Source organism: Alteraurantiacibacter buctensis (assembly GCF_009827655.1).
In the GTDB taxonomy this organism is placed as follows: domain Bacteria; phylum Pseudomonadota; class Alphaproteobacteria; order Sphingomonadales; family Sphingomonadaceae; genus Alteraurantiacibacter; species Alteraurantiacibacter buctensis.
In genome coordinates, this window is sequence record NZ_WTYV01000002.1 from 417956 (window position 1) to 441396 (window position 23441).

The following is a 23441-nucleotide window of genomic DNA, read 5'->3' on the forward strand; positions in this document are numbered from 1 at the left end:
CACTGGCCGGTTTTCGCTGCCGCTGAGTCGGCACAGGCGTCCGGCACCTTGGGGGACCGACCGATGCTGAAACGCCGCCTTCTTGCAGTCACCGCCCTTGCTGCCGCCGCTACCGTGGCGCTGGTTCCGGCCCTTTCGCAGAACAACAGCCAGACCGTGGCCCGCTATACCATGGATGCCGGGACCCTGTCGGGCATGGCGGCGATGACGGCGGGCGGGGGCGGCGGCCTTGGCGGTATCATGAACATGATGCGCGGCGGTGACCAGGTGGCGCACGAACTGGTGCTGCGCCTGGGTTCCAGCCGCTCGCCCACGGGTAATCCCGCTGCCGATCACTTCATGCCGCAAGGGGCGGGGCTGGGCGCATCGGTGCCGCTGGTTACGCCCACGCCCAGCCCGCGCGGCACGCCGGAACCCGGCACGCCCGGCCAGCAGGAAATGCCGCGCGGCCGGCTGCTGCTGTTCTGGGGCTGTGGCGAACACGCTCCGGCGGGCCAGCCGGTGATCATCGATTTCAGCCGCCTGGCGCGGGGCGAAGTGCCGGCCGGGCTTTATGCCAGCGGGCTGGACCTGCCGGACGACTGGGAGGTGCTGGTCAGCAACAGCACCACTTATGGCGACTGGCCGAACGCCCGCGAATCACGCAGCCTCACATCCTCCAGCTCGCTGCTCGGCGCGCACCGTGTGGCGGGCAACTATTCGCCGGAGATCAGCTTCACCCTGGCGGAAGACTTCATGCCCGCGCTCAACCCCTCGGGCGCGGCCATGCCCAGCGGGGCCGTGCGCCTAACCTGGGCCAACCTGACCAAGGCCACCGGCTATTACGCCTGGGCCGTGGGCGCAGGGGCTAACGGGAATGATCGTGACATGGTGTGGTGGGCCAGCAGCCGCACGCAGGCCTTTGGCGGGCCGATGGCAAGCTGGATCTCGCCCTCTGCCGCCGCGCAATATGTCCGCGCCGGCACGCTGATGGCACCCGGCACCACCGAATGCGTGATCCCGGCAGAGGTGAAGCAGGCCGGGGGCGAGGCGCTGATGACCAGCCTCTATGCCTATGGCCCGCAGCAGGATTTCTCGTATCCGGAGCGCCCGCGCAACGCGCCCGCAAGCTGGCGGCCCGAATGGATCGCCCGCGTCCGCTTCCGCTCGATGGCCATGGTCATCCCCGGAATGGACATGGGGCTGGGTAGCGGTCGGGGAGAGCAGGCCGAGAGTGCCCCCGAGCAGCCGCCCGCCAAGCCGCGCTGCCGAGGTGGCTTGCGCGGGATGGCAGAACGGGCAGCGGGGCTCTGCGAGTAAGGCTCATCCTCCGAGGTGCAGACCACCCGCCGCCCCGCCCGGCCACCAATGATCCCATTAGGCTATGGTGGCCGGGCGGGGCGGCGGGTGGTCTGATAGCCCGAACTGGCTTCCTACTGCGCCTGCAGTTCGCCGAGGAATTCGCGGATGCGCGCGGCGTTATAGCCCAGGTCCGACAGGCCCACGCGGCTGACGCTGCGCATGTCCACCCGGCTTGACCCGTCGACCACGGGCGAGACCTTGATGATCACGTCATCGCGGAAGCGCAGGTAGCCGGCATAGGCGGTCGCCTCGATCTGCAGGTTCTGCTGGTCGACATTGGCGATTTCCCAACCCTTGCTTTCGGCCAGGGCGCGGGCATCGGCCAGCACCTGGCTCGCATTCTTGTTGATCAGCACCGGCTGGATGTCCGGATAACCCTGGCGGTGCGCGGCGCGCCATTCCTCGATGCTGTTGAACGGGATCAGGTTGTCCTCGCGCAACGGCAGGGTGGCGAACTGCGGCGGATTGTCGACATTGGTGGTGATGTCATGCAGCGCCGGGGCGGCCCCTGCCGGGCGGATCACCGCGAAATACATGGCCCCCAGCAAGACCAGCGCCACCAGCAGGCCAAGGCCGGACGTGATGCCGGAAACCTGCTTCCTGCGGGCCACGATCAGCCCCACCAGGGCAATCACCGCGATCACGCCCGCAGGCACCATCATCGACATGAAGGTGATGAAGCCGGTCAGCTTGTCGATCAGGTCGTACCGGGCCAGCGTTAGCGCGCCCACGCCGATCACCACGGCCAGGATTGCCCCGCCCAGCGCGAAGTTGCCGATCCAGCCGGGCCAGCGCGGGGCGGGCCTGGCGGGCTCGGGCGCCAGTTCGGTCATCGGCTCTGCCGGAGCGACCGGCGGCAGGTCTTCGGGGGTGGTGGCCATCAGTGGTGATCCTTCCCTGTTTTCGAGCGTCAAGAAGGTCACAAACGCCGGACAAGGTCAACCGGGTCCTGAGGGCAGGTGCTTGCCAAGCGCCATTCATGCTGCCATCGGGCGCGCATGGCCGACAGCCTCATCCTCGAACTGGCAGATTTCGTGCACCAGGTGCATACCGGCATCTATTCCGAAGAGACCGGCCAGCCGCAGCCCTTGCAGTTCACCGTGCAAGTGCGCCTGGCGGTGGAGGATCATTATGATCCCGACACGCCGCTGGAAGCGTCCAAGAACTACATGGACCTGAAGTTTGCCTGTTCGGATGCGCTGGGCACCACGCACTACAAGCTGATCGAGGCCGTGGCCGATCACGTGGCCGAAACGCTGTTCCTGCAGGATGCCCGGGTTGAGCAGGTCAGCGTGAAGATCGTCAAGCTGGCGCTTAGCGAGGCGGACGAGAAGATCGGCATCACCCTCACACGGAATCGCCGCTGATGGGGCAGGCGGTAGTGAGGGTGGAAAGCCTTCCGGCCGATCCGCAAGCCGCCGCCGCGGCCTTTTACGCCAATCCGCCAACCACGCCGGATGCGGGTGATCTCGTGCTGGTGTTCCCGCCCGCCGGCACTGCGCACAAGGACTGGCGCCTTGCCGCCGTGCGCGACCTGGCCCGCGACGCTGCTCCCGCCGCGCGGGTCAATGCCGTGATCGACGGGGATGCGGCGGCGCTGGCAACCGTGCTTGCCTATCTGGCCGATGCGCCGGGCGTGACCGGGCAGATCTTCGAACTTGATGGCAATAGCGCGCAAGCGTCCCTAGATTAGGCCCATGTCCTGCTCCAAGCCCTTGGTCGATGCCTTCAACCGCCGGGTAACCTACCTGCGCCTGTCGGTGACCGACCGGTGTGACCTGCGCTGCACCTATTGCATGCCTGAGCGGATGGAGTTCCTGCCCAAGAAGGACGTGCTCAGCCTGGAAGAACTGCACAAGCTGGCGCTGGGCATGATCGATCGCGGCATCAGCAAGATCCGTCTGACCGGCGGCGAGCCGCTGGTGCGGCGCGACATGGTGGACCTGATCGCCGCGCTGGGCCGCAAGCTGGGCGACGGGCTGGACGAGTTGACGCTGACCACCAACGGCACCCGGCTGGCTGAATTCGCCGGGCAGATCGCCGCTGCGGGGGTGAAGCGGATCAACGTCAGCCTGGATACGCTGGATGCCGGCCTGTTCCGCGAACTCTCCCGCCGCGACAAGCTGGGCGCTGTGCTGCAGGGCATTGCCGCCGCGAAGGATGCGGGCCTGAAGGTCAAGATCAACACCGTGGCGCTGAAGGGGCTGAACGAGGCGGAAATCCCCTTCCTGGTCGAATGGGCGCATGCCCAGGGCCATGACATGACGCTGATCGAGGTGATGCCGCTGGGCGAGGTGGAGGGGGACCGGGTGGACCACTACCTGCCGCTGCCCGCAGTGCGCGATGTGCTGGAACAGCGCTTTACGCTGGAAGACAGCGACCACCGCACCGGCGGCCCGTCACGCTATGTCCGCGTGGCCGAGACCGGCGGCCTGCTGGGCTTCATCACCCCGCTCACCAGCAATTTCTGCGCCAGTTGCAACCGCGTGCGGGTGACCGCCACGGGCGAGCTCTACGCCTGCCTGGGCGGGGCGGAAAAGGTGGACCTGCGCGCCGCGCTCCGCTCTGATGACCCGGACGGCAACCTGTCCGCCGCGCTCGACGAGGCAATGCGGATCAAGCCGGAACGCCACCATTTCCGCATCGGCGCGGGGGAGGGGCCTGCCCAGCCGCGCCATATGTCGATGACGGGCGGCTGACATGGCGGTCAGGCTGGTCTTCCTCGGCAAGCTGGCCGACCTGGCCGGCGTGGGCGAGCGCGAGGTTTCCGCACCACTTGACTGGGCCGGCCTGCTGGCCGCGCTGCCCGGACCGCTGGGCGAGGCAGCCCGGCAGGATCGCACCCGGATTGCCGTCAACGGCGCGCTGCTGGCTGACAAGACCACGCTGCAGGCAGGCGAGGGTGACGAGGTGGCGCTGTTGCCGCCCGTTTCCGGCGGCTGACATGTCCCGCGATGTGCGCCTGTTGACCACGCCTTTCGATCCGGCAACCGAGATCGCCGCCTTCGGCGCTGCCCATCGCGGGTTCGGCGGCCTGTGCTCGTTCATCGGCGCCGTGCGGCTGGACGGCGACGTGGAGGCGCTGGAGCTGCTCCACTATGAAGCCATGACCCTGCCCGGCATGGAGGCCCTCGCCGACGAGGCGCTGGCACGCTTCGGGGTGGCGGGCCTGCTGATCATCCACCGCGCGGGGATCATGCACCCCGGCGATCCCATCGTTCTGGTCGCCGCCGCTGGCCGGCACCGACGTGAAGCGATCGAGGCGGTCGATTTCGCGATGGATCACCTGAAGTCCGATTCGTGGTTCTGGAAGCGCGAGCTGCGCGGCGTGCACTGGACCTGGATCGAACCGCGCGCACAGGACCATTCCGACCTGTCCCGCTGGGGCTGAAATTCCCCGTCAGCCTTTGATCCAAATCAAGGCGGCTACGCCCGATTCGCCGCATTTCTTCCTTCACGAGTTGGATCGGAAGGAATTGGATCATGGCCCAGAAACTGAACCGCGAAGCCATCGCCGCCCAGGCCGATGTGCATGCGCAGATGCCCGCCACTGCGGCGGCGCACCAGGTTGACCGCACGTTCGAGCTGCCGCCTGCGCTCTATGCCGGCACGGTTGCCTGCTACCTCGCGTTCCTGGGCATCACGGCGGCAGCGTTCGGCAATCCCGGCCTGATCCTGCCGATGGCGATCTTCACCTTCTTCATAATCGCCGGTTTCGGCGTGCCGACGATCTGGGTCAGCATGGACCCGGCAAAGACGGCCAAGGCCAAGAGCAACAGCCGTTTCCAGCGGGACGGCATCAACACCCTTACGGGGCACAACACCGCAGGCGAAGCCACAGTGCAGGTACTGATCCTCCCGGCACTGATCGTCGTCTGGGGTCTGGCGGTTGTGACCATTGCCGCCTTCGTGCGGTAAACCCACGGCACGCGAAGCGGGTTTACCCACATCGTGCCCCGTAAATGCGCGGGATCGGTTTCGGCCGGTCCCGCGCAACACGTTTCCGGAGCCGGGATCTAGTTGGCGAGCGCGCCCAGCAGGCGGTCAATCTCGGCGTTTTCCTGTTCCACCAGCGCGTTGGCCTGCGCCAGTGCCGCTGCGGTGGCGGTAACGTCGGCCCCTTCGATTGCGGCCGAGGCATAGATCCGGTCAAGGTCCGCCAGCGCGATCATCACCTGGCTGCGCTGGGCCTCCAGATTGGCGACGGCAACCTGCGCCACAGACCACGCATCCGTTCCCACGCCAGCGCCCCGCGCGGCGGAGACAGCACGGTTGGCAGCAGGAGCTTGTCCAGTGAAGCGATCATGCCCTTCACGGATGGTGGCCAGCAGGGCTGCCAGATCGGCGGCTGCCGGGGCCGGGGGCGGGGGTGCTGCGGGCGTGGCCGGGGCGGCGATGGTGCCCGACACCCGTTCGGCATCGCGAATCGCCAGGCTGGGATAGTCGCCCGAACTGGAGGCGCAGCCGCCCAGGGCCAGCGCGGCAGGAACAAGGGCGAGGACGGTGGCGAAAAGGCGATTCATCGCCCAGGGCCTTAGCCCTGCGGCAACCGTCTGGCCAGCTTGGCTGCGCCGGAGAGGGCCAGGGCACTGGATTTGGGGCTGGTAATCGGCGGAATGCGGCACAAATTGCCCCTCTCGCCGGTTGACAGGAGGGGCCACCTCACGTATCGGCGCCCCACTTGGCGGTGCCCTTGTGGGCGCCTTTTTTGTCATTGTTGCGGGGTCCGCCCCAAGGCCGTGACACCAGACGAAACGAAAAGAGAGCACCATGTTCGCAGTCGTGCGCACGGGCGGCAAGCAGTATCGCGTTGCCGAAGGAGACAAGATCGCGGTCGAGAAGCTGGCGGGTGAAGCCGGCGATTCGATCACCCTGGGCGATGTCCTGCTGGCCGGCGAAGGCGGCGATCTGGCTGACGTGTCGAAGGTGACCGTCTCGGCCGAGATCATTGCCCAGGCGAAGACCGAGAAGGTCATCGTGTTCAAGAAGCGCCGCCGGCACAACTATCGCCGCAAGAACGGCCACCGCCAGCAGATGACCCTGTTGCGCATCACCGGCGTGGGCGAGGCCAAGAAGGCTGCGCCGAAGAAGGCTGCTGCCGAGGTTGAGGCTGCTCCGGCTGCCGAGAAGGCCCCGGCCAAGAAGCCCGCCGCCAAGAAGCCGGCAGCCAAGAAGGCCGCTGCAGAGTAACAGTTTACCCCGGTGCGCGGCTGATGCCCGCCGGTCAGAATACGGAGTAGTACGTCATGGCACACAAGAAAGCAGGCGGTTCTTCGCGTAACGGTCGTGATTCGGCCGGCCGTCGTCTTGGCGTGAAGAAGTTCGGCGGCCAGGAAGTGATCGGCGGCAACATCCTCGTGCGTCAGCGCGGCACCAAGTTCTACCCGGGCGCCAACGTGGGCATCGGCAAGGATCACACCCTGTTTGCCCTGGTGGCCGGTCGTGTGCGCTTCCACATTGGCAAGCTGGGCCGCCAGTACGTCGCCGTGGACATGCCGGCCGAGGCTGCTGAATAACCGGATGACTCGATGATGGGGTCATCCACCGGGATGGCCCTTTCCGGCTTCGCAAGACCGGAAGCTTTCAGAAGGAGATGGGGCCAGCCCCGTCTCCTTTTTTGATTCTCCTTCGCAACATCAATGTCATCCGGGGTGAGTAGGAGCCGCGCCGGGGGCCTGAGCCAGGAGAAGACCCATGTTCCACCGCACGCAGAGACTGTTCCTGCGCCCCCCGTTCCCGGAGGACTGGCGCGAGGTTTACCGTGGCATCAACGATGCCGGCGTGGTGCGGATGCTGGCCCGTGCTCCGTGGCCCTACATGCCGGAAGACGCGCAGGACTATTGCTCCGCCGCGCGCGATCCGCAGGACCTGCGGCTGGCAATAGCCCTGCCGGGGCATGACGGCGCACCGCTGATCGGGCAGATCGGACTGGACTGCGGGGCGGAGGTGCCGGAAGTCGGCTATTGGATCGCGCGTGGCTATCGCGGGCAGGGCTATGCTACCGAGGCCTTGCACGGGGTGCTGCAGATGGCACGGGCGCTGGGCGTGCGGCGGGTGGAAGCCGGGCATTACCTGGACAATCCCGCCAGCGGCGCGGTGCTGCGCAAGGCCGGTTTCGTGGAGACGGGCGAGGTTCGCCCCACCCATGCCCTGGGCCGGGGCGGGCAACTGGTGCTCGCGCGGCGCTATGCGATCGACCTTGGTGGCGGAGAGCCGGAAGGCGACATGGACGGTTGCCGCGAAGACGTGCGCAAACCGGCGTGAACGGCCCTAGCGCGCCGACTGGATCAGCGCCCGGTCATCCACCTGCCATGGGTGGAACCCGGGCCTGAACCAGGTCGCCCACGCGGGGAAGGTGCGGCGCAGGATGCCGGGCCTGCCCCACAGGTAGGCCGCCAGCCGCCAGCGGGCGCGCCAGCCGGTGATGCCATCCTGCGCCAGCAGTTCCAGCGCGTCGATCCAGCGGTTGCGCAGGAAGCGGCAGGTCACATCGCCCATTACCACCGCGCGCATCAGCCAGCGGCGGAAGGGTGGCAGGCTGCGGGTGGCGTGGACCCAGGTATCGAAGGCCACCGCCTTGTGCTCGATCTCCTCCACCGCATGCCATTGCCACAGGGCCACCGTCTCCTCGTCTGCCGTGCCGAAATGGTCGGGGTGGGCCAGGAACTGGTGCGCGAAGATCGCCGTGAAATGCTCCAGCGCGCAAGTGATGGTCAGTTGTACCAGCGGCGGCAGGCTTTGCGTCATCGCCACCAGCGCGGCCACGCGGGCATCGATGGCGGCCAGGGCATAGCCGGCCTCCACCGCCGCGCGGTTGAAGGCCAGGTGCTCGCGGCTGTGGTTCACTTCCTGGCGGATAAAATCGCGAATCTCCTCCGCCAGCACAGGCGGCACGCCATCACGATGGGCTTTCACCGCATCGATGAACATCGCCTCGCCGCGCGGGAAGCTGGCGGAAAGGGCGGTGAACCAGGCGGTGGCAACAGGATCGCCGTCCAGCCAGTGGCGCTCGGCCCCCTCCCGTCGGAAGCGCCGGTCGCGCACGGTCAGGCCAGATGGCTTGCGGGGACTGGCGGCTGCCCGTAGGTCGGCATGGATGGCTGCTGTCATGTGGTCGATATGGATTTAACTGACATAGATGTCAATAAGGCGCAGACTTAGCCCCGAGGAAAGCCGCGCGGCCGCGCTGGAGGCAGCGCGCCAATTGCTGATGGAGGCGGGGCCGCAGGCGGTTACGCTGAAGGCCGTGGCGGCGCGGATCGGGCGCACCCACGCCAACCTGCTGCACCACTTCGGCTCGGCATCGGGCCTGCAGAAAGCGCTGGCCGCCCACATCGCCGGTACGGTGTGCGATGCCATCGGCGAGGCGGTGCGCGGCGAGCGGACCGGCAAGAGTACCCAGCGCCAGGCGGTGGACCTGGCCTTCGATGCCTTCGACAAGGAAGGTGGCGGCGCGCTGGCAAGCTGGATGCTGCTGTCCGGCAACGAGGACGCGCTGGACCCGATCGTGGAGACGATCCATCAACTGGTGGATGAACTGCACCCGGCCGAAGGCGGCCACAGCGCCGACCGCACGATGCATGAGGCGACCTATACGCTGGTGCTGCTGGCGCTGGGCGATGCCTTGATGGGCGAGCGGCTGGCCGAATCACTAAAGGTGGATCGGGCCACAGGCCGCGAGCGGGCGACCGCGATGGTGCTGGCCTCGCTGGCGAAGATGCAGGGGCGGGGTTAGGCGCTCTCGCCCTCCGCCCCCCGCGTCACCCAGTGCGGCAGCACCCCGGCGGGAATATCCTCCACCCGCAGGTGATCCACCGCCAGCTCGAGGTCGCGATAGATCGCCTTGTTGCGCTCAGGGTTGGAGAACGCCAGCGGCACCACCACCAGCCGCCGGTTCACCTTGCTGCGCCAGTTCATCCGCGCGGTGTTTTCCTGCCCGATATAGCAGCCCTTGGTGAAGCTGACGCCGTTCAGTTCGCCCGCGTTGGTTTCCAGCCACAGCAGGTCACCCATTTCGGCGCGGCCTTCGGGCACGCCCAGCGCCAGCCGGTGGGCGAGGTATTCGTCATCGATGCCTTCGCCGGTTGGGGGCAGGTGCAACAGCGAGCGGAAGCCAAGCTCAGGCAGGCGCGGATCGGTGCCCTTGGCCTCTTCCTCCTCGGTTTCCGGCCGCGCCCAGGAAACGTGGGCATTGGGCTCCACCGCGATCTCCAGCTTGCGGCGCAAGCGATATTTGCTGAGCGTGGCTACCAGTTCATCGGCCAGCTGCGCCTCGCAATCCAGCAGCAGGCCGGGGCCATTGGGCGTTTCCAGCGGCCACACGAACAGGTCGAACAGCGTTTTGCCCTGCGCCGTCAGCAGCCCGGCATAGACGCAGTAACCCGGCTTCAGCGCGGCAACATCGTTGGTTACCAGGCCCTGCAGGAAGGCCACGGCATCTTCGGACGGATCAAGCGGGACGATGCGCACCAGGGCGCGCTTCAGGAGGGGGCGGCTCATGCCTGCCAAGGTGGCAGGTGCGCCCGCCAAATCAAGCGCGGCAAGGCCTTAAATCGGGGACTGTCCCCGACTCGCGGGCTATGCCATGGGAACGCGCATGACGACGAGCATCACCATCCGCCGCCCCGATGACTGGCACGTGCACCTGCGCGATGGCGCCATGCTTGCAGGCGTGGTGGGCCACACGGCGCGCCAGTTTGCCCGCGCCATCGTGATGCCCAACCTGACCCCGCCGGTGACCGATGTGGCCAGCGCGGTCGCCTATCGGGATCGCATCCTCGCCGCCGTGCCTGCGGGCATGACCTTCACCCCGCTGCTGACCGCCTACCTGACCGACCGCAGCGATCCGGCGGAGCTGGTGCGCGGGCACGCGGAAGGCGTGTTCACCGCCGCCAAGCTCTATCCCGCCGGGGCCACGACCAATTCCGACAAGGGCGTGACCGATATCCGCAATATCGATAGCGTGCTGGAAGCGATGGCCGCAGCCGGGATGCCGCTGTGCGTCCACGGCGAGGTGACCCATGCCGATGTCGACGTGTTCGACCGCGAGGCGGTGTTTATCGAGCAGGTGCTGGAGCCGCTGCTGGCGCGCATCCCCGGCCTGAGGGTGATTTTCGAGCATATCACCACGGCCGAAGCGGTGCAGTTCGTGGAAAGCGCCGGGGCCAACGTGGCCGCCACGATCACCCCGCAGCACCTGCACATCAACCGCAATGCGATGCTGGTGGGCGGCATCCGCCCGCACGCCTATTGCCTGCCCGTCGCCAAGCGCGAGACACACCGGCTGGCGCTGAGGAAGGCGGCCGTCAGCGGCAATCCCAAGTTCTTCCTGGGCACCGACAGCGCCCCGCACGCCCGCGAAACCAAGGAAAGCGCCTGCGGCTGCGCGGGCATTTTCAACGCCCCCTATGCGCTGGAAAGCTACCTGGTGGTGTTCGAACAGGAAGGCGCGATCGGCCGCTTCGAGGACTTCGCTTCGCGCTTCGGCCCGGCGTTCTACGGCTTAGCCGTCAACGAGGACACGGTGACGCTGGAGCGGGTGGAGCATGTGGTGCCGGCCTGCATCAGCGCGGGCGGGGCGGAACTGGTGCCGTTCCATGCGGGAGAGACGCTGGGGTGGCGGCTGGTTTGAAGAGCCAGCGCTAGGGAATTTCGATGTTTTGCTCGGTGCCTGGTGGATGCTCTGTCAAGTCCATCGTCCACCCGTCATCGTTCGAAATGAGCTGAATATGAAAGCTAGGGCCCTTTCCGCCGCTATTCATATACCAACAGTGGATGCGATTCCCCTCGACCGCTACAAACTCCACGAAGCTCATATCGACGTATGAGCCGATGTGCTCACTTATAGCTCCAGCTATGTCGAGTGAACTGATGCGTGCCGCAGGGGTCATGCCGCATCCTCACACGCCCAGCTTCAATCGGCAATTGGATTGTCAGGAGTGGGCTGATTGGCCCTCCGCCCCCGCAGCATCGCCCAGGTAAACAGCCCCGCCGCCAGCCAGATCATCACGTAACACGCTGCCTGTGCGGGTTTTAGCGGTTCGCCGAACACGGTCAGGCCCAGAATGAACACCAGCGTGGGACTGAGGAACTGGAGGAAGCCGATCACGGTATAGGGCAGGGCGCGGGCGGCGGTGGCGAACATGATCAGCGGGACGGCAGTCATGATCCCGCTGCCTGCCACGGCCGTAGCCACCAGCGGGCCTTGCTCCAGCGCGCTGCCTTGGGGGCCAGCGGCGTACCAGCCGACCACGGCCAGCGACAGCGGCATCAGGATCAGCGTCTCCAGCGTCAGGCCCACCACCGGGCCGGCCTGCACGGTCTTGCGCAACAGGCCATAGGTGCCGAAAGTCAGCGCCATCGCCAGGCTCAGCCACAGCGTCGTCAGCGCGCCCAGCGCCAGCGCGCCCACGCCCACCCCGGCCAGCAGGACCGCGCCCCATTGCAGGCGGTTCAGCCGCTCACCCAGGAACACCATGCCCAGCAGCATCATCACCAGCGGCAGGATGTAATAGCCCAGGCTGGCGGCATAGACGTGGCCGGTCTGGATCGCCTGCACATAGAGGAACCAGTTGACCCCGATCAGCGCCGCCGTGCCCAGCAAGGTCAGCATCGCCCGCCGGTCGCGCACCACGGCGCGCAGTTCCGCGAAAGTGCCGGTCCACCACAGCGCGATCAGGCACAGCGGCAGGGTGAAGACCAGCCGCCATGCGACGAATTCCAGCGCCGGCACATCGTGCACCAGCAGCAGGTACAGCGGCATCAGCCCCCAGAAGCCGTGGGCGATCAGCGAGTAAACGAGTCCACGTTGCTGCGAGACGGGCGGGGCGGGGGCGGCGGTGCTGCTCATCACACCCCTGCTAGGCGCGTTAAGCGGGCCTTGGCAATTGCCTGCTAGGGCGATGGGCCATGAACCCGCGCCGCGCCTTTCCTTGCTGCCTGATGCCTGCGCTTGCCCTGGTGCTTGCCGGGTGCAGCGGCGGGGCGGAGGAGACGGGCGCGGTGGCAGACCACTCCGATCCCCTGATGGCCGCTGCGCTGGCCGGTCCGATCATGATCGATGCCGACATGGTCGATCGTAACGGCGCCAACCAGCTCGCCAGCTTTGCCGATGCCGACGGCTCGATGCCGCGCCCTGACGTTGGGCCGGAAGCGGCGGCACGGGCGCGGGCTCAGGCGCTGGAACTGGTCGGCGGCAGCGTGGCCTTGCGCCCTGTGCCGGAACCGGCCGATGGTGCCCCTGCTGCCGATCCCGCGCTGGCCCGCTGCGCCGGACAGGCGCGCCCCGGCTTCCGCTGGGCGGCGGTGATGCCGCAGGCCTTCCCCGTCTATCCGCAAGGCGCGGTGCTGGAAGCGGCAGGCAGCGATGCCCCCGGCTGTCGCTTCCGCGCGGTCAGCTTTGCCACGGCTGTTGCAGTGGAGGACGTGCTGGCCTTCTATGCCACCCGAGCCTCGGCTTCGGGATATGGCGTGCAGCACACCAGCCATGACGGGGAAAACGTGCTGGCAGGCGGCGGCTCCGATGGGCGGCTGCAGGTGCGGGTGCGCGCGGGCGAGGGCGGCCTGACCGAGGTGGACCTGGTCACGCTGGAGAGCTGAGACCTATTCCCTGAAGCCCACGCCAACCATGGCGCGCGGCTGCTCCATCTCGCTGCTGGCCACCGGATAGGCGCAATAGTCTGCCGCATAGAAGGCCGCCGGGCGGTGGTTGCCCGAAAAGCCTACCCCGCCGAAGGGGGCATTGCTGCTGGCCCCGTTGGTGGGCCGGTTCCAGTTGACGATCCCGGCGCGGATATTGGCCCAGAAGCGGTTGTACTGGTCCGGCGTGCCGCCCACCAGGCTGGCGGACAGGCCGAAGCGGGTGCGGTTGGCCTCGGCAATCGCCTGGTCGAAATCGTCCACCCTGATCACCTGCAACAGCGGGCCGAACAGTTCAACGTCGGGCCGCTCGGCCATGCCGGTAATATCGACGATGCCGGGGGTCAGGAACGGCAGGCTGTCATGCGGGCGGCGCAGGTGGGTGATCGGACGGCCGCCGTTGGACAGGAAGTAGAGGAAGCTCTCGGTCAACTGGTCGGCGGCCTGGTTGTCGATCACCGGACCCATGAAGGGCTGCGGATCATCGAACGGGCCGCCGATGATCATGCGATCGACCAGCGTTTTCACCTCGCCCATCACGGCATCGTACATGTCTGCCTTGATGACCAGGCGGCGCGCGGCGGTGCAGCGCTGGCCGGCACTGGTAAAGGCGCTCTGCATCACCAAGGCGGCGGCATCCTTGACCAGCGGCGTGTCCCACACCACCAGCGGGTTGTTGCCGCCCATTTCCAGCGCCAGGATCTTGCCCGGATCGGTGGCCAGCCGCTTGTTGATGGCGATGCCGACCTGGGCCGAGCCGGTGAACAGCACCCCGTCCACGTCGGGATGGGCGACCAGCGCCTTGCCTTCCTCCGGCCCGCCAATCAGCAGTTGCACGCAGGCTGCGGGAATGCCGGCGCGATTGAAATACAGCATCAGCCGCTCGCCCACGGCAGGTGTCTTCTCGGATGGCTTCAGGATCACCACGTTGCCGGCGATCAGTGCGGGTACGATGTGGCCGTTGGGCAGGTGCGCGGGGAAGTTGTACGGCCCCAGCACGGCCATCACCCCGTGCGGCTTGTGGCGCACGGCAGCGCTGCCCTGCAGCCCTGCATCCAGCCGCTTCTGTCCGGTCCGCTCGACATAGGCGGAAACGGAGATTTCCACCTTGTTGATCACCGATTCCACCTCGGTGCGGGCTTCCCACAGGGGCTTGCCGGTTTCCCGCGCGATCAGCTGGGCAAAGTCTTCCTGCTCCTTGCGCACTTCGTTGGCGAAGCGGCGGACCAGTTCGATGCGGTTGGCCAGCGGCTTGGCCGCCCATTGCGGCCAGGCGCGGCGCGCGCGGCCCACGGTGGCATCGACATCGCCATACTTGCCGCGCCACAGTTCATCCCCGTTGGCGGGTTCGTAGGACACCAGCTCTGGAGTGGACAAGGGGCGGAGACCTTTACTGGATGTGGCGGAAGTTACAGCGGTAACGGTTTGCATGGCCAGACACCACTAGTTGGCGCTTGCGTCAATATGGTGTGAAAGCTGGGTTAAGAGATACTTTCCATCTGCTGTGGCCACAGGTGGCCTGCCGGGACGGGCGGTTCGCCCAGGTCGCGGCCCAGCGCGTGCAGGCGGGCGACCTTGGCGTGCAGGGGCTCCCAGTCGTCCTGTTCGGCGATGGCGGCCCAGATGGTTTCCACTTCGTCGATCAGCATGGCTTCGGGTTCGCCCGACATGCCCCGCTGGCGGTGGAACCACAGGTCCGGCCCGATGCCCTGTTCGCGCATTTCTACCTCGGCGCTGGCAACCAGGGCGGCGTCAGCCTCCGGCCCCTGGCTGGCGCGGCCCAGCCGCCACAGGAAGCGGCGCATCATGGCTGCCTCGTACAGTGGGCCGAAGCGGTCGAGCGCGGCAATCAGCCCTTCGGCCTCCACCAGCGGGCGCAGGGCAATGGCCAGTTGCCTCAGGTTCCAGCGGATCGCGCCCGGCTGCCGGCCAAAGGCATAGAGGCCGTGATCGTCGAAATAGGCGGCGGTAAACTCCGGCTCCCACCGGGGCAGCCAGCGCCACGGGCCATAGTCGAAACTCTCGCCCGAAATGTTCATGTTGTCGGTGTTGAGCACGCCGTGGACGAAGCCTGCCACCATGTAGCTGGCGGCAAGGTCGGCCATCCGCTCCACCGCCAGGTGCATCAGGCGCACCGCCGGCTGGTCACCATCGGGCGCATCGGCGGGCGGGGGCGGGCCGGGGTATTGCTGCAGGGCATAGTCCACCAGCAGGGCCAGGTGCTCGTTCTGGCCCAGTGCGGCCAGTCGCTGGAAGCTGCCGATGCGGATATGGCCGTGCGACAGGCGGGTGAGCACGGCGGAGCGGGTGGGGCTGGGCTCGTCCCCGCGCACCAGCTCCTCGCCCGTTTCGATCACGGCAAAGGTCTTGCTGGTATAGACGCCCAGCGCTTCGAGCATCTCGGTGGCCAGAATTTCGCGCACTGCGCCCTTCAGCGTCAGCCGCCCGTCCGCCGTGCGGCTGTAAGGGGTGCGGCCCGAACCTTTGGTGCCGAGGTCCAGCAACCGACCGTCACCATCACGCATCTGGGCATAGAGGAACCCGCGTCCGTCCCCCAGATCGGGGTTGTACACGCGGAACTGATGCCCGTGATAGCGCAGCGCCAGCGGCTGCGGCAGGTTGTCGGGAAGCGGATCGAAGGCGCTGAAATGGCGGGTGAAATCGGCATCGGGCAGGCCCGCCAGGCCCACCGCCTTGTCCCACCGGGCATTGCGGAAGCGCAGCGTGGCCTGCGGAAACCGGGCCGGTGGCACGGCATCGCCCAGCCATGGCGCGACAGCCAGAATTTGCGGATCGGGCGCGTAGGGGGCGGCTTGCGGTTCGGCGCGCATCTGGCATTAGTGGGGGCGCAAGCGGCGCGGCGCAAGGCTGGCCGTCAGGAAGGGCGCAAGATTACCCGCATGACCGACCAGCCCTGGCAAGACGGCCACTGGACCAGTGCCGACGGCCTCAAGCTGCATTACCGTGACTATGCCGGCCCGGCAGACCGGCCCGCACTGCTGTGCCTGCCGGGACTGACCCGCAATGCCCGCGATTTCGAGCCGCTGGCGGAACGCTTCGCGGGCGAATGGCGGATCATCGCGGTGGACTTTCGCGGGCGGGGTGACAGTGACTATGCCAAGGACACCGCCACCTATGTCCCGGCAACCTATGTAGCCGACATGCTGGCCTTCATGGAGCAGGTGCAGCCCGGCCCGGTGGTGACGGTGGGGACATCGCTGGGCGGGATCGTCTCTGTGCTGCTGGCCAATGTCGCCCCGCAGCACTTTGCCGGCATGATCATCAACGACATCGGCCCGGTGATCGAACCGGCGGGACTGGACCGGATCCGCGATCACGTGGGGCAGGGGCGCAGCTATCCCACCTGGATGCACGCCGCCCGCGCGCTGAAGGAGATGAGCGGCGAGATCTACCCCGACTATGGCGTGGCCGACTGGCTGCGCTTCGCCAAGCGGCTGATGGTGATCACCAATGGCGGGCGCATCGGCCTGGATTACGACATGCGCATTGCCGAGCCGTTCGCGGCGGCGGCGGACCAGCCGCCGGTGGATCTGTGGCCGATGTTCGGCAACCTGCCGCCCGTGCCCAAGCTTGTGCTGCGTGGTGCCCTGTCCGACCTGCTCTCTGCCGAGACGCTGAAGGCCATGCCCAAGGCGATGGGGCAGACGCAGGTGCTTACGGTGAAGCGCGTGGGCCACGTGCCCACACTGGAAGAACCCGAAGTGCAGGCCGCCATCGCCGACCTGCTCGAAAAGGTGCTGGTCGCACAATGAGCGAGCAGACCCCGCGCATCCTGCACATCCATTCCACCTTCGATCCCGGGGGCAAGGAAGTGCGCACCGTGCGCCTGATCAACATGTGGGGGAAGGCGGCCGAGCACGCCATCGTCTCGGGCGATCTTGACCGGCGCGGCGCGGCGGCGCTGCTCAGCCCTAAGATCAAGGTCCGCTGGCCCAAGTTTCCGCCGTTGAGCGGGGGCCTGTCGCTGGGCCGGCTGAAGGCGATCGGGCAGGCGATGGCCGGGTATGACCTGATCTGCACCTACAACTGGGGCGCGATGGACGCGGTGATGGCCCACACGCTGTTTGCCGACATGTTCAAGCTGCCCCCGCTGGTCCACCACGAGGACGGCTTCAACGAGGACGAGGCGGGCGGCCTCAAGCGGCGGCGCAACTGGTATCGCCGCATCGCCCTGGGCCGCAGCGGGGCGCTGGTGGTGCCAAGCAAGACGCTGGAGCGGATCGCGCTGGAAACCTGGGTGCAGCCGCGCGCCCGTGTGCGCCGCATCGCCAACGGCATCGACACCCGCGCCTTTGCCGCCCCAGTGGCGCGGGACGTGCTGCCGGGCCTCATCAAGCGCAAGGACGAATTCTGGATTGGTTCGCTGGCGGGCCTGCGGGCAGTCAAGAACCTCGATGCCCTGATCCGCGTGATGCCCCGGCTGGAGCCGGACTGGCATCTGGTGATCGCCGGGGAAGGGCCGGAGCGCGCGCACCTGGAACAGCTCGCCATCGAGATGAAGGTGGAGGACCGCGTCCACCTGCCCGGCTTCGTCAGGGATCCGGCCAAGCTGGTGGGCCTGTTCGACCTGTTCGCGCTGTCATCCCACTCCGAACAGTTCCCGATCAGCGTGGTGGAGGCGATGGCCGCGGGCCTGCCGGTGGTGGCCCCCCGCGTGGGTGACATTGCCGACATGGTTGCCAGCGACAACGGCCCGCTGCTCTATACCCCGGGCGACGAGGAGGAGCTGTTCCAGGTGTTGTGGAAGGTCACCGGCCTGCCCAGGGAGATGAAGCGCATCGGCCAGGCCAACCGCGCCAAGGCCCGTGCCGAATTCGACCAGCAGGGGATGAGCGACCGCTATCGGGCACTCTACTGGGGCCTGATGGGCCGCAACCGGCCGGCCACCCCCGGGGCCTGAGGCCACTTCATCGGCGGTTCACCCTTTCGGGGACAGGTTCGATTCATCAATTGAATAACAGCGCGCCAACCCGTAACAGCGCGACGAACCGATTTTCCCTATTTTGCAGACGAACGTGGCAACAACACCCAACGATCCCGCCCAGCCAAGCAAGGCCGAAGAGCAGCGCCTGCGCGAACAGCAGGTGCTGATGCGCGAGGTGGACGAAGCCGTCCGCAACGACGAGGTGGCCAACGCCTGGAAGCAGTACGGCAAGCCGCTGATCGCCGGCGTGGTCCTGGGGCTGGCGGCCTTCGGTGGCTACCTGTTCTGGCAGGGCCGGCAGGAAGCGGCGAAGGAAGAACAGTCCGAAGCGCTGGTCCAGGCGATGGACGAGCTGACTGCCGGCAACTTCGACGTGGCCGATCGCGAGCTGGCCGTGGTGGGTGACGATGACGGCAGCGCGCCCGGCACCCGCGCCTCCGCCCTGATGCTGCGTGCGGCCATCGCGCTGGAGCAGGACCGGGTGAACGATGCCGTCGCCCTCTATGACCGCGTGGTCAACGACGAGGACGCGCCCGCCCCGCTGCGCGATGCCAGCCTGGTGCGGCTGGTTTCGGCCAATTTCGACAACATGGACAAGCAGCAGGTGATCGACCGCCTGCGCCCGCTGGCCACCCCGGGTAACCCCTGGTTCGGCAGCGCGGGCGAACTGGTGGCCCACGCCTACCTCGAGCAGAACAAGCCCGACCAGGCCGGTCCGCTGCTGGTGCAGATTGCCAAGGACGAAGACGTGCCCGAAACCGTGCGTGCCCGGGTTCGCCAGCTTGCCGGTCGCTACGGCTTCGATGCGATCGACGATGTCAACTCGCTGCTGCGCGGCGCGAACCCCGCTGCCGGTGCTGCCGAAGGTGCTGCCCCAAGTGCTGCTCCGGCCGCCGCGCCGGCCGAATAAGACAGGAATTTCCGGATGATGCCGCAGACCCGCCGTTTCCCGCGTATCGTTTCGCTGACGCTGGCCTCCGCCCTGGCGCTGGGTGGCCTGTCGGGCTGCAAGCTGCTGGGCGGCGGCGGCGACGATGCGGCGGTGACCCCCACCGTGGGCAACCGCACGCCGATCCTGTCGCGCATTTCGGCCGAAGTGGCGGTGGACCCCCAGCTTGCGGGCGTGACCGTGGTGGTCCCGCCGGCCGAAAGCAACGCCGACTGGCCGCAGAGCGGGCGCAACGCCGCCAAGGCCACCGGCCATGTCGCCCTGGCCGCCGCCCCCGCACGCGCCTGGACCGCCAGCATTTCCGGCACCACCCCGACCCGCCGTCTGGCCGCAGCGCCCGTGGTTGGCGATGGCCGGGTCTATGCAGTCGACACCGCTGGCGTGGTCCGCGCTTTCGCGGCCGACAGCGGCCGCTCGGTCTGGACCCACACGATCCAGGTTTCGGGTGACCTGCGCGATGCCACCTTCGGCGGCGGCGCGACCTATTTCGACGGCAAGGTCTATGCCACCAGCGGCACGGGTGACGTGGTGGCGCTGGATGCCGCCACCGGCGCCGAGGTGTGGCGCAAGAAGCCCGCTGGCCCGCTGCGCGGCTCGCCCACCGTGGCGTTCAACGCGGTCTATGTGATGACGCAGGACAACCAGATCCACGCGCTCAACCTGACCGATGGCACACCCATCTGGCAGGATGCGGCGGCGATCGGCCAGCAGGGCGTGTTCGGCGTGGCTGCTCCCGGCGCGGGGCAGGGCACCGTGGTGGCCGGCTATTCCTCGGGCGAAGTGGTTGCCTATCGTTACGAGAACGGCCGCGTGCTGTGGTCCGATGCGCTGGCCCGCACCTCGATTTCCACCGAGGTGGGCGCGCTGACCGACGTTGACGCCGATCCCATCGTGGCCAACGGCCAGGTCTTCGCGCTGGGCGTGGCCGGGCGCATGGCAGCCTATGAACTGACCACCGGCCAGCGCATCTGGGAACTGACCGTGGCCGGCATTTCCACCCCGGCGCTTGCCGGCGAGTGGATTTTCGCCCTTACCGACGATGCCCGCTTGCTGGCCATCGCCCGTAACACGGGCCGCGTGCGCTGGATCACCCAGCTTGCCCGTTATCGCAATCCGGAAGACCGCGAAGGCCCGATCTTCTGGACCGGCCCGGTACTGGCCGGCAACCGCCTGTGGATCGCCAGCAGCCGCGGCCAGGTGCAATCGGTGGATGTGACCACCGGCGTCGCCAGCCCGTTTGCCGAACTGTCGGACGGTGTCTCGCTGCCCCCCGTGGTTGCCGGCGGGACGATGTATATTCTGGACGACAACGGGCGCATCACCGCCTGGAGATAATGGGGCAGATCGTCCCGTTACCTGCCGCTTAACCCTTTCCCGCTATGGCCGGGCGCATGAGCGCGTCCCGCCCCACCGTTCCGCCGCCCCCCGCCAGCGACGTGCCCGCGCGCGTCGGGCTGGTGGGCCTGGTTACCCTGCTGGCGTGGATCGCGCTGTGCCGCTCGTGGCCGGATTTGGTCGCCCGCTATGGCCTGCCCGGCCCGCAGGAAGTGATGTCCGGCCCCTATGCCGCGCTGCTGGCCATGGTGCTCAGCGGCACTGCCATGGCCCTGTGGTCCGTGCTGGTGGAGAAGGTCCACCTCAACCCGTCCAACGGCATCGACTGGGGCCTGAAGCGTGCCGTGGGCGAGGTGATCCACGTTTCCGCCACCAAGATCGCCGGGCTGTGGGCCACCTGGGCGGTTATCGGCGGGCTCTATTGCCTGGGCCGCTGGTACTGGGACGGGCAATACCTGTTCGCCATGGAAGTGATCGGCGCGGCGGCCATCCCGGTCTTCGTGCTGAGCGTACCCTACGTCATCTGGCTTGACCGCTACCTGGTCAACCCGCGTGACCATGCTTGGCACTTCGGTGCCCTGCTGCTGGGCCGCGAGGCCTGGGACATGCACGAGGTGAAGAAGCACTGGCGCGCGTGGATCATCAAGGGCTTCTTCAGCGCCTTCATGATCTCGATCCTGCCGCCCGGCTTTGCCAGCGTGGTGGAGACGGACCTGGGCCAGGTGGCGAGCAATCCCGTGGCCGTCGCCGCGCTGCTGCTGGAACTGATGTTCGTGATCGACGTGCAGATCGGCACCGTGGGCTACCTCTGCACCTTCCGCCCGCTGGATGCGCATATCCGGAGCGGCAACCCGTACCTGGCCGGCTGGCTGGCGGCGCTGCTGTGCTATCCGCCATTCGTATTCGGCTTCATGGGCGGCGGCGGGGTGCTGCAGTACGAATACAACACGGCGGGCTGGGCCTACTGGTTTACCGGCTATCCCGCGCTGCTGTGGCTGTGGGCGGCGGTCCTGGTGGCCCTGACGGCGGTTTACGCCTGGGCCACGGTGGCTTTCGGCATCCGCTTCTCCAACCTCACCTATCGCGGGGTGCTGACCAACGGCCCCTACCGCTACACGCGCCATCCGGCCTACCTGTCGAAGAACGCGTTCTGGTGGCTGTCAGTCATGCCGTTCATGGTCACCAGCGGCTCGCTGGTGGACGTGGTCCGCAACACCTTCTTCCTCGGCTGTGTCTCGGCCATCTACTACTGGCGTGCGCGGACCGAGGAGGCGCACCTGCTGGGCGAGGATGCCAAGTACCGCGAATATTATGCCTGGATGGCCCAGCACGGGCTGATCACCAGCCGGCTGGCCAGGCTGCTCCGTCGGGTTAACCCGCGGCCAGTGCCTTCCGCCAGCCTGCAACCGGCGGAGTAGGGCTCAGGCGTTTCCCACCACAAAGCAGGCCGCTGCAACCAGCGCGCCTGCCATGCGGTTGCTGCGGAAACGGGCGAGGGGGTTTGCCCCGTCCGCCGGGTCCAGCGTCAGCACCTGCCACGCGAAATGCGCTGCCACCGGCAGCAGCGCCAGCAGTGCCAGCGGATCGGGCCGCACCTGCCAGAAGGCCAGGGCAAGGCACACCACGCTGGCGGCATAGAACAGGCCCACACCCTGCTTCACCCTGCCGCCCAGCGTCAGCGCGCTGGACCGGATGCCCACTAGCGCATCGTCTTCACGATCTTGCAGGGCGTAGATGGTGTCATAAGCCAGGCACCAGAAGAAGGCCGCGGCATAGAGCGCCAGCATGGCCCCCAGGTAGTCGCCGCGCAGCGCCACCCAGCCAACCGGCACGCCCCAGGTGAACACCAGCCCCAGCCACGCCTGCGGCCAGTTGGTGATCCGCTTCATGAAGGGATAGGCGGCTACCAGCGCCAGGCTGCCCAGCGCCACCAGTTGCGCCTGCCATCGCAGTTGCAGCAGCACGACCAACCCTACGGCGGCCAGCGCCAGCAGCCAGGCCCATGCGGCCTTTACGCTCACCCGCCCGCTGGCGATGGGGCGGCTGGCGGTGCGCGCCACTTGCCGGTCCAGATCGGCATCGACCACATCGTTGTAAACACAGCCCGCCCCGCGCATGGCGATCGAGCCGAGCAGCATCCACAGCACCAGGCCGATCTGCCACCCGGCACCCGCCAGCCACACGCCCCAGGCGCACGGCCAGAACAGCAGCCACCAGCCAATCGGCCGGTCGAACCGCGCCAGCAGGGCATAATCGCGCACGCCCGGCGGCAAGGCACCGACAAGGCCGCGATGCTGGCTGTCCGGGGTGATCTGGTCGGCGGTCATCCTCGCTTCCCTACCTCCCCCGTCATCCCAGCGAAAGCTGGGATCGCCCTCGACCTCGCGCTACGTTGCCAGCGACCCCAGCTTTCGCTGGGGTGACGAATTGTCTAGAGGGATTATTATGCCCGCCACTCCCGCCTGGCCCCCGCGATCTGCGCCCCGCCTGTTCATCAAACAGACGCTGGCTGAGGGCGCAGCGGTTACCATCGATGGCCCGCAGGCCCATTACCTCGCCCGAGTGATGCGGGTGGGCGAGGGCGATATCGTTATCCTGTGCGACGATGTGACCGGCGAATGGGCCGCTCGCGTGGTCGAAGTGGGCAAGCGCACCATTATCCTCGAAGCCGCCGACCAGCTCCGCCCGCGTGAACAGGTGCCGGATTTCTGGCTGTGCCCCGCGCTGCTGAAAAAGGACCGGTTCGACCTGGTGCTGGAAAAGGCCAGCGAACTGGGGGTGGCCCGCGTCGTGCCCTTGCTCACCCGCCGCTGCGTGGCCGACAAGCTTAACCCTGATCGCGCCCGCACAATCCTGACCGAAGCCGCCGAACAGTGCGCCCGCACCGCCTTGCCCGAACTGGTCGAGGTGACGAAACTCGACGCCTTGCTGCGCGACTGGCCGGAAGGCCGCGCGCTGTTCTTTGCCGACGAGCAGGGCGGGCAGCCGGCCGCCGCTGCCTTTGCCGCCCACACCGGCCCTGCCGCCCTTGTCACCGGCCCCGAAGGTGGCTTCGACGAGGCCGAACGCGCCGCCATCCGCGCCCATCCGGCGGCGCGCGCCATCAGCCTTGGCCCGCGCATCCTGCGCGGTGAAACTGCCGCCCTGGCCGCCACGGCGCTGTGGATGGGGGTGGCCGGGGACTGGCCCTGAGGGGCCGTCCGTGCGTTCCCTACTCTTTGGTAGATAATTCTC

Annotated in this window: 27 protein-coding genes; 19 read left to right on the forward strand and 8 right to left on the reverse strand. The window is 67.5% G+C overall.

The window, feature by feature from the left end; translation table 11 throughout:
* Positions 1–63: 63 nt before the first annotated feature.
* Positions 64–1299 carry a hypothetical protein gene (locus tag GRI99_RS06490; RefSeq protein ID WP_160771218.1) on the forward strand — a complete coding sequence of 412 codons (1236 nt, stop codon included), beginning with the start codon at positions 64–66 and terminating at the stop codon, positions 1297–1299.
* Between the two features lie 113 nt (positions 1300–1412).
* Here the strand turns inward: GRI99_RS06490 and GRI99_RS06495 are convergent, their stop codons facing one another.
* The gene (locus tag GRI99_RS06495; RefSeq protein ID WP_160771219.1) at positions 1413–2222 is read right to left on the reverse strand and encodes a DUF1499 domain-containing protein; all 810 of its coding nucleotides are present in this window, start codon (positions 2220–2222) and stop codon (positions 1413–1415) included.
* A 117-nt stretch (positions 2223–2339) separates the two neighbouring features.
* Between GRI99_RS06495 and GRI99_RS06500 the strand changes: the two genes are divergently transcribed.
* The 6 genes from GRI99_RS06500 to GRI99_RS06525 all read left to right on the forward strand — a co-directional run bounded on the left by GRI99_RS06500 (position 2340) and on the right by GRI99_RS06525 (position 5259).
* On the forward strand, positions 2340–2708 hold the full coding sequence (locus GRI99_RS06500; RefSeq protein WP_160771220.1) for a dihydroneopterin aldolase: 369 nt from the start codon (positions 2340–2342) through the stop codon (positions 2706–2708).
* Between the two features lie 20 nt (positions 2709–2728).
* Complete coding sequence (locus GRI99_RS06505; RefSeq protein ID WP_337192884.1) at positions 2729–3034, forward strand: Rossmann fold domain-containing protein; 306 nt, start codon at positions 2729–2731, stop codon at positions 3032–3034.
* 4 nt (positions 3035–3038) lie between these two features.
* On the forward strand, positions 3039–4040 hold the full coding sequence (moaA, locus tag GRI99_RS06510; protein WP_160771222.1) for a GTP 3',8-cyclase MoaA: 1002 nt from the start codon (positions 3039–3041) through the stop codon (positions 4038–4040).
* 1 nt (position 4041) lies between these two features.
* Complete coding sequence (locus GRI99_RS06515; protein WP_160771223.1) at positions 4042–4284, forward strand: MoaD/ThiS family protein; 243 nt, start codon at positions 4042–4044, stop codon at positions 4282–4284.
* Position 4285: 1 nt separating this feature from the next.
* Entirely contained in the window at positions 4286–4732 is a 447-nt protein-coding gene (locus GRI99_RS06520) for a molybdenum cofactor biosynthesis protein MoaE (protein WP_160771224.1), read from the forward strand.
* Between the two features lie 92 nt (positions 4733–4824).
* Positions 4825–5259 (forward strand): hypothetical protein, encoded by a 435-nt coding sequence (locus GRI99_RS06525; protein ID WP_160771225.1) that lies wholly within the window; start codon positions 4825–4827, stop codon positions 5257–5259.
* A 98-nt stretch (positions 5260–5357) separates the two neighbouring features.
* On the opposite strand, the gene GRI99_RS06530 is transcribed toward GRI99_RS06525, so the two are convergent.
* A complete protein-coding gene (locus tag GRI99_RS06530; protein WP_160771226.1) occupies positions 5358–5864 on the reverse strand; it encodes a hypothetical protein in 507 nt (168 codons plus the stop codon).
* A 247-nt stretch (positions 5865–6111) separates the two neighbouring features.
* Between GRI99_RS06530 and rplU the strand changes: the two genes are divergently transcribed.
* The 3 genes from rplU (at position 6112) to GRI99_RS06545 (ending at position 7605) form a co-directional block, all read left to right on the forward strand.
* Positions 6112–6531 (forward strand): 50S ribosomal protein L21, encoded by a 420-nt coding sequence (gene rplU / locus GRI99_RS06535; protein WP_160771227.1) that lies wholly within the window; start codon positions 6112–6114, stop codon positions 6529–6531.
* Positions 6532–6587: 56 nt separating this feature from the next.
* Positions 6588–6857 carry a 50S ribosomal protein L27 gene (rpmA, locus tag GRI99_RS06540; protein ID WP_160771228.1) on the forward strand — a complete coding sequence of 90 codons (270 nt, stop codon included), beginning with the start codon at positions 6588–6590 and terminating at the stop codon, positions 6855–6857.
* Between the two features lie 178 nt (positions 6858–7035).
* A complete protein-coding gene (locus GRI99_RS06545; protein ID WP_160771229.1) occupies positions 7036–7605 on the forward strand; it encodes a GNAT family N-acetyltransferase in 570 nt (189 codons plus the stop codon).
* A 6-nt stretch (positions 7606–7611) separates the two neighbouring features.
* On the opposite strand, the gene GRI99_RS06550 is transcribed toward GRI99_RS06545, so the two are convergent.
* Positions 7612–8451, reverse strand: coding sequence for a metal-dependent hydrolase (locus GRI99_RS06550; RefSeq protein ID WP_160771230.1), 840 nt, complete (start codon positions 8449–8451; stop codon positions 7612–7614).
* Positions 8452–8479: 28 nt separating this feature from the next.
* Between GRI99_RS06550 and GRI99_RS06555 the strand changes: the two genes are divergently transcribed.
* Entirely contained in the window at positions 8480–9076 is a 597-nt protein-coding gene (locus tag GRI99_RS06555) for a TetR/AcrR family transcriptional regulator (protein ID WP_160771231.1), read from the forward strand.
* On the opposite strand, the gene ygfZ is transcribed toward GRI99_RS06555, so the two are convergent.
* On the reverse strand, positions 9073–9840 hold the full coding sequence (gene ygfZ, locus GRI99_RS06560; protein WP_160771232.1) for a CAF17-like 4Fe-4S cluster assembly/insertion protein YgfZ: 768 nt from the start codon (positions 9838–9840) through the stop codon (positions 9073–9075). The genes GRI99_RS06555 and ygfZ overlap by 4 nt on opposite strands.
* Before the next feature lie 97 nt (positions 9841–9937).
* Between ygfZ and pyrC the strand changes: the two genes are divergently transcribed.
* Positions 9938–10972 (forward strand): dihydroorotase, encoded by a 1035-nt coding sequence (pyrC, locus tag GRI99_RS06565; protein WP_160771233.1) that lies wholly within the window; start codon positions 9938–9940, stop codon positions 10970–10972.
* Between the two features lie 282 nt (positions 10973–11254).
* Here the strand turns inward: pyrC and rarD are convergent, their stop codons facing one another.
* The gene (gene rarD, locus GRI99_RS06570; RefSeq protein WP_160771234.1) at positions 11255–12190 is read right to left on the reverse strand and encodes an EamA family transporter RarD; all 936 of its coding nucleotides are present in this window, start codon (positions 12188–12190) and stop codon (positions 11255–11257) included.
* A gap of 92 nt (positions 12191–12282) precedes the next feature.
* Here rarD and GRI99_RS06575 point away from each other — a divergent pair, with 92 nt between their 5' ends.
* A complete protein-coding gene (locus tag GRI99_RS06575) occupies positions 12283–12939 on the forward strand; it encodes a hypothetical protein (RefSeq protein WP_160771235.1) in 657 nt (218 codons plus the stop codon).
* Between the two features lie 3 nt (positions 12940–12942).
* On the opposite strand, the gene astD is transcribed toward GRI99_RS06575, so the two are convergent.
* Together astD and GRI99_RS06585 are read right to left on the reverse strand one after the other, a co-directional pair.
* A complete protein-coding gene (gene astD, locus GRI99_RS06580) occupies positions 12943–14355 on the reverse strand; it encodes a succinylglutamate-semialdehyde dehydrogenase (RefSeq protein ID WP_237438174.1) in 1413 nt (470 codons plus the stop codon).
* Positions 14356–14459: 104 nt separating this feature from the next.
* Positions 14460–15809: a protein adenylyltransferase SelO family protein gene (locus GRI99_RS06585; RefSeq protein ID WP_160771237.1), complete on the reverse strand. Its 1350-nt coding sequence runs from the start codon at positions 15807–15809 to the stop codon at positions 14460–14462.
* Between the two features lie 69 nt (positions 15810–15878).
* On the opposite strand from GRI99_RS06585, the gene GRI99_RS06590 reads away from it, so the two are divergent.
* The 5 genes from GRI99_RS06590 (at position 15879) to GRI99_RS06610 (ending at position 21625) form a co-directional block, all read left to right on the forward strand.
* Positions 15879–16751 (forward strand): alpha/beta fold hydrolase, encoded by an 873-nt coding sequence (locus GRI99_RS06590; RefSeq protein ID WP_160771238.1) that lies wholly within the window; start codon positions 15879–15881, stop codon positions 16749–16751.
* On the forward strand, positions 16748–17899 hold the full coding sequence (locus GRI99_RS06595) for a glycosyltransferase (RefSeq protein ID WP_160771239.1): 1152 nt from the start codon (positions 16748–16750) through the stop codon (positions 17897–17899). Before GRI99_RS06590 ends, GRI99_RS06595 begins: the two co-directional genes overlap by 4 nt.
* A gap of 115 nt (positions 17900–18014) precedes the next feature.
* Complete coding sequence (locus tag GRI99_RS06600; RefSeq protein WP_160771240.1) at positions 18015–18833, forward strand: tetratricopeptide repeat protein; 819 nt, start codon at positions 18015–18017, stop codon at positions 18831–18833.
* Between the two features lie 15 nt (positions 18834–18848).
* Positions 18849–20207, forward strand: a complete 1359-nt coding sequence (locus GRI99_RS06605; protein WP_439098426.1) for a PQQ-binding-like beta-propeller repeat protein — start codon at positions 18849–18851, stop codon at positions 20205–20207.
* Positions 20208–20263: 56 nt separating this feature from the next.
* Positions 20264–21625: a methyltransferase family protein gene (locus tag GRI99_RS06610; RefSeq protein ID WP_160771241.1), complete on the forward strand. Its 1362-nt coding sequence runs from the start codon at positions 20264–20266 to the stop codon at positions 21623–21625.
* Positions 21626–21628: 3 nt separating this feature from the next.
* Here the strand turns inward: GRI99_RS06610 and ubiA are convergent, their stop codons facing one another.
* Positions 21629–22534: a 4-hydroxybenzoate octaprenyltransferase gene (gene ubiA, locus GRI99_RS06615; RefSeq protein WP_160771242.1), complete on the reverse strand. Its 906-nt coding sequence runs from the start codon at positions 22532–22534 to the stop codon at positions 21629–21631.
* A gap of 118 nt (positions 22535–22652) precedes the next feature.
* Here ubiA and GRI99_RS06620 point away from each other — a divergent pair, with 118 nt between their 5' ends.
* Positions 22653–23399 carry a 16S rRNA (uracil(1498)-N(3))-methyltransferase gene (locus GRI99_RS06620; RefSeq protein WP_160771243.1) on the forward strand — a complete coding sequence of 249 codons (747 nt, stop codon included), beginning with the start codon at positions 22653–22655 and terminating at the stop codon, positions 23397–23399.
* Positions 23400–23441: the final 42 nt, after the last annotated feature.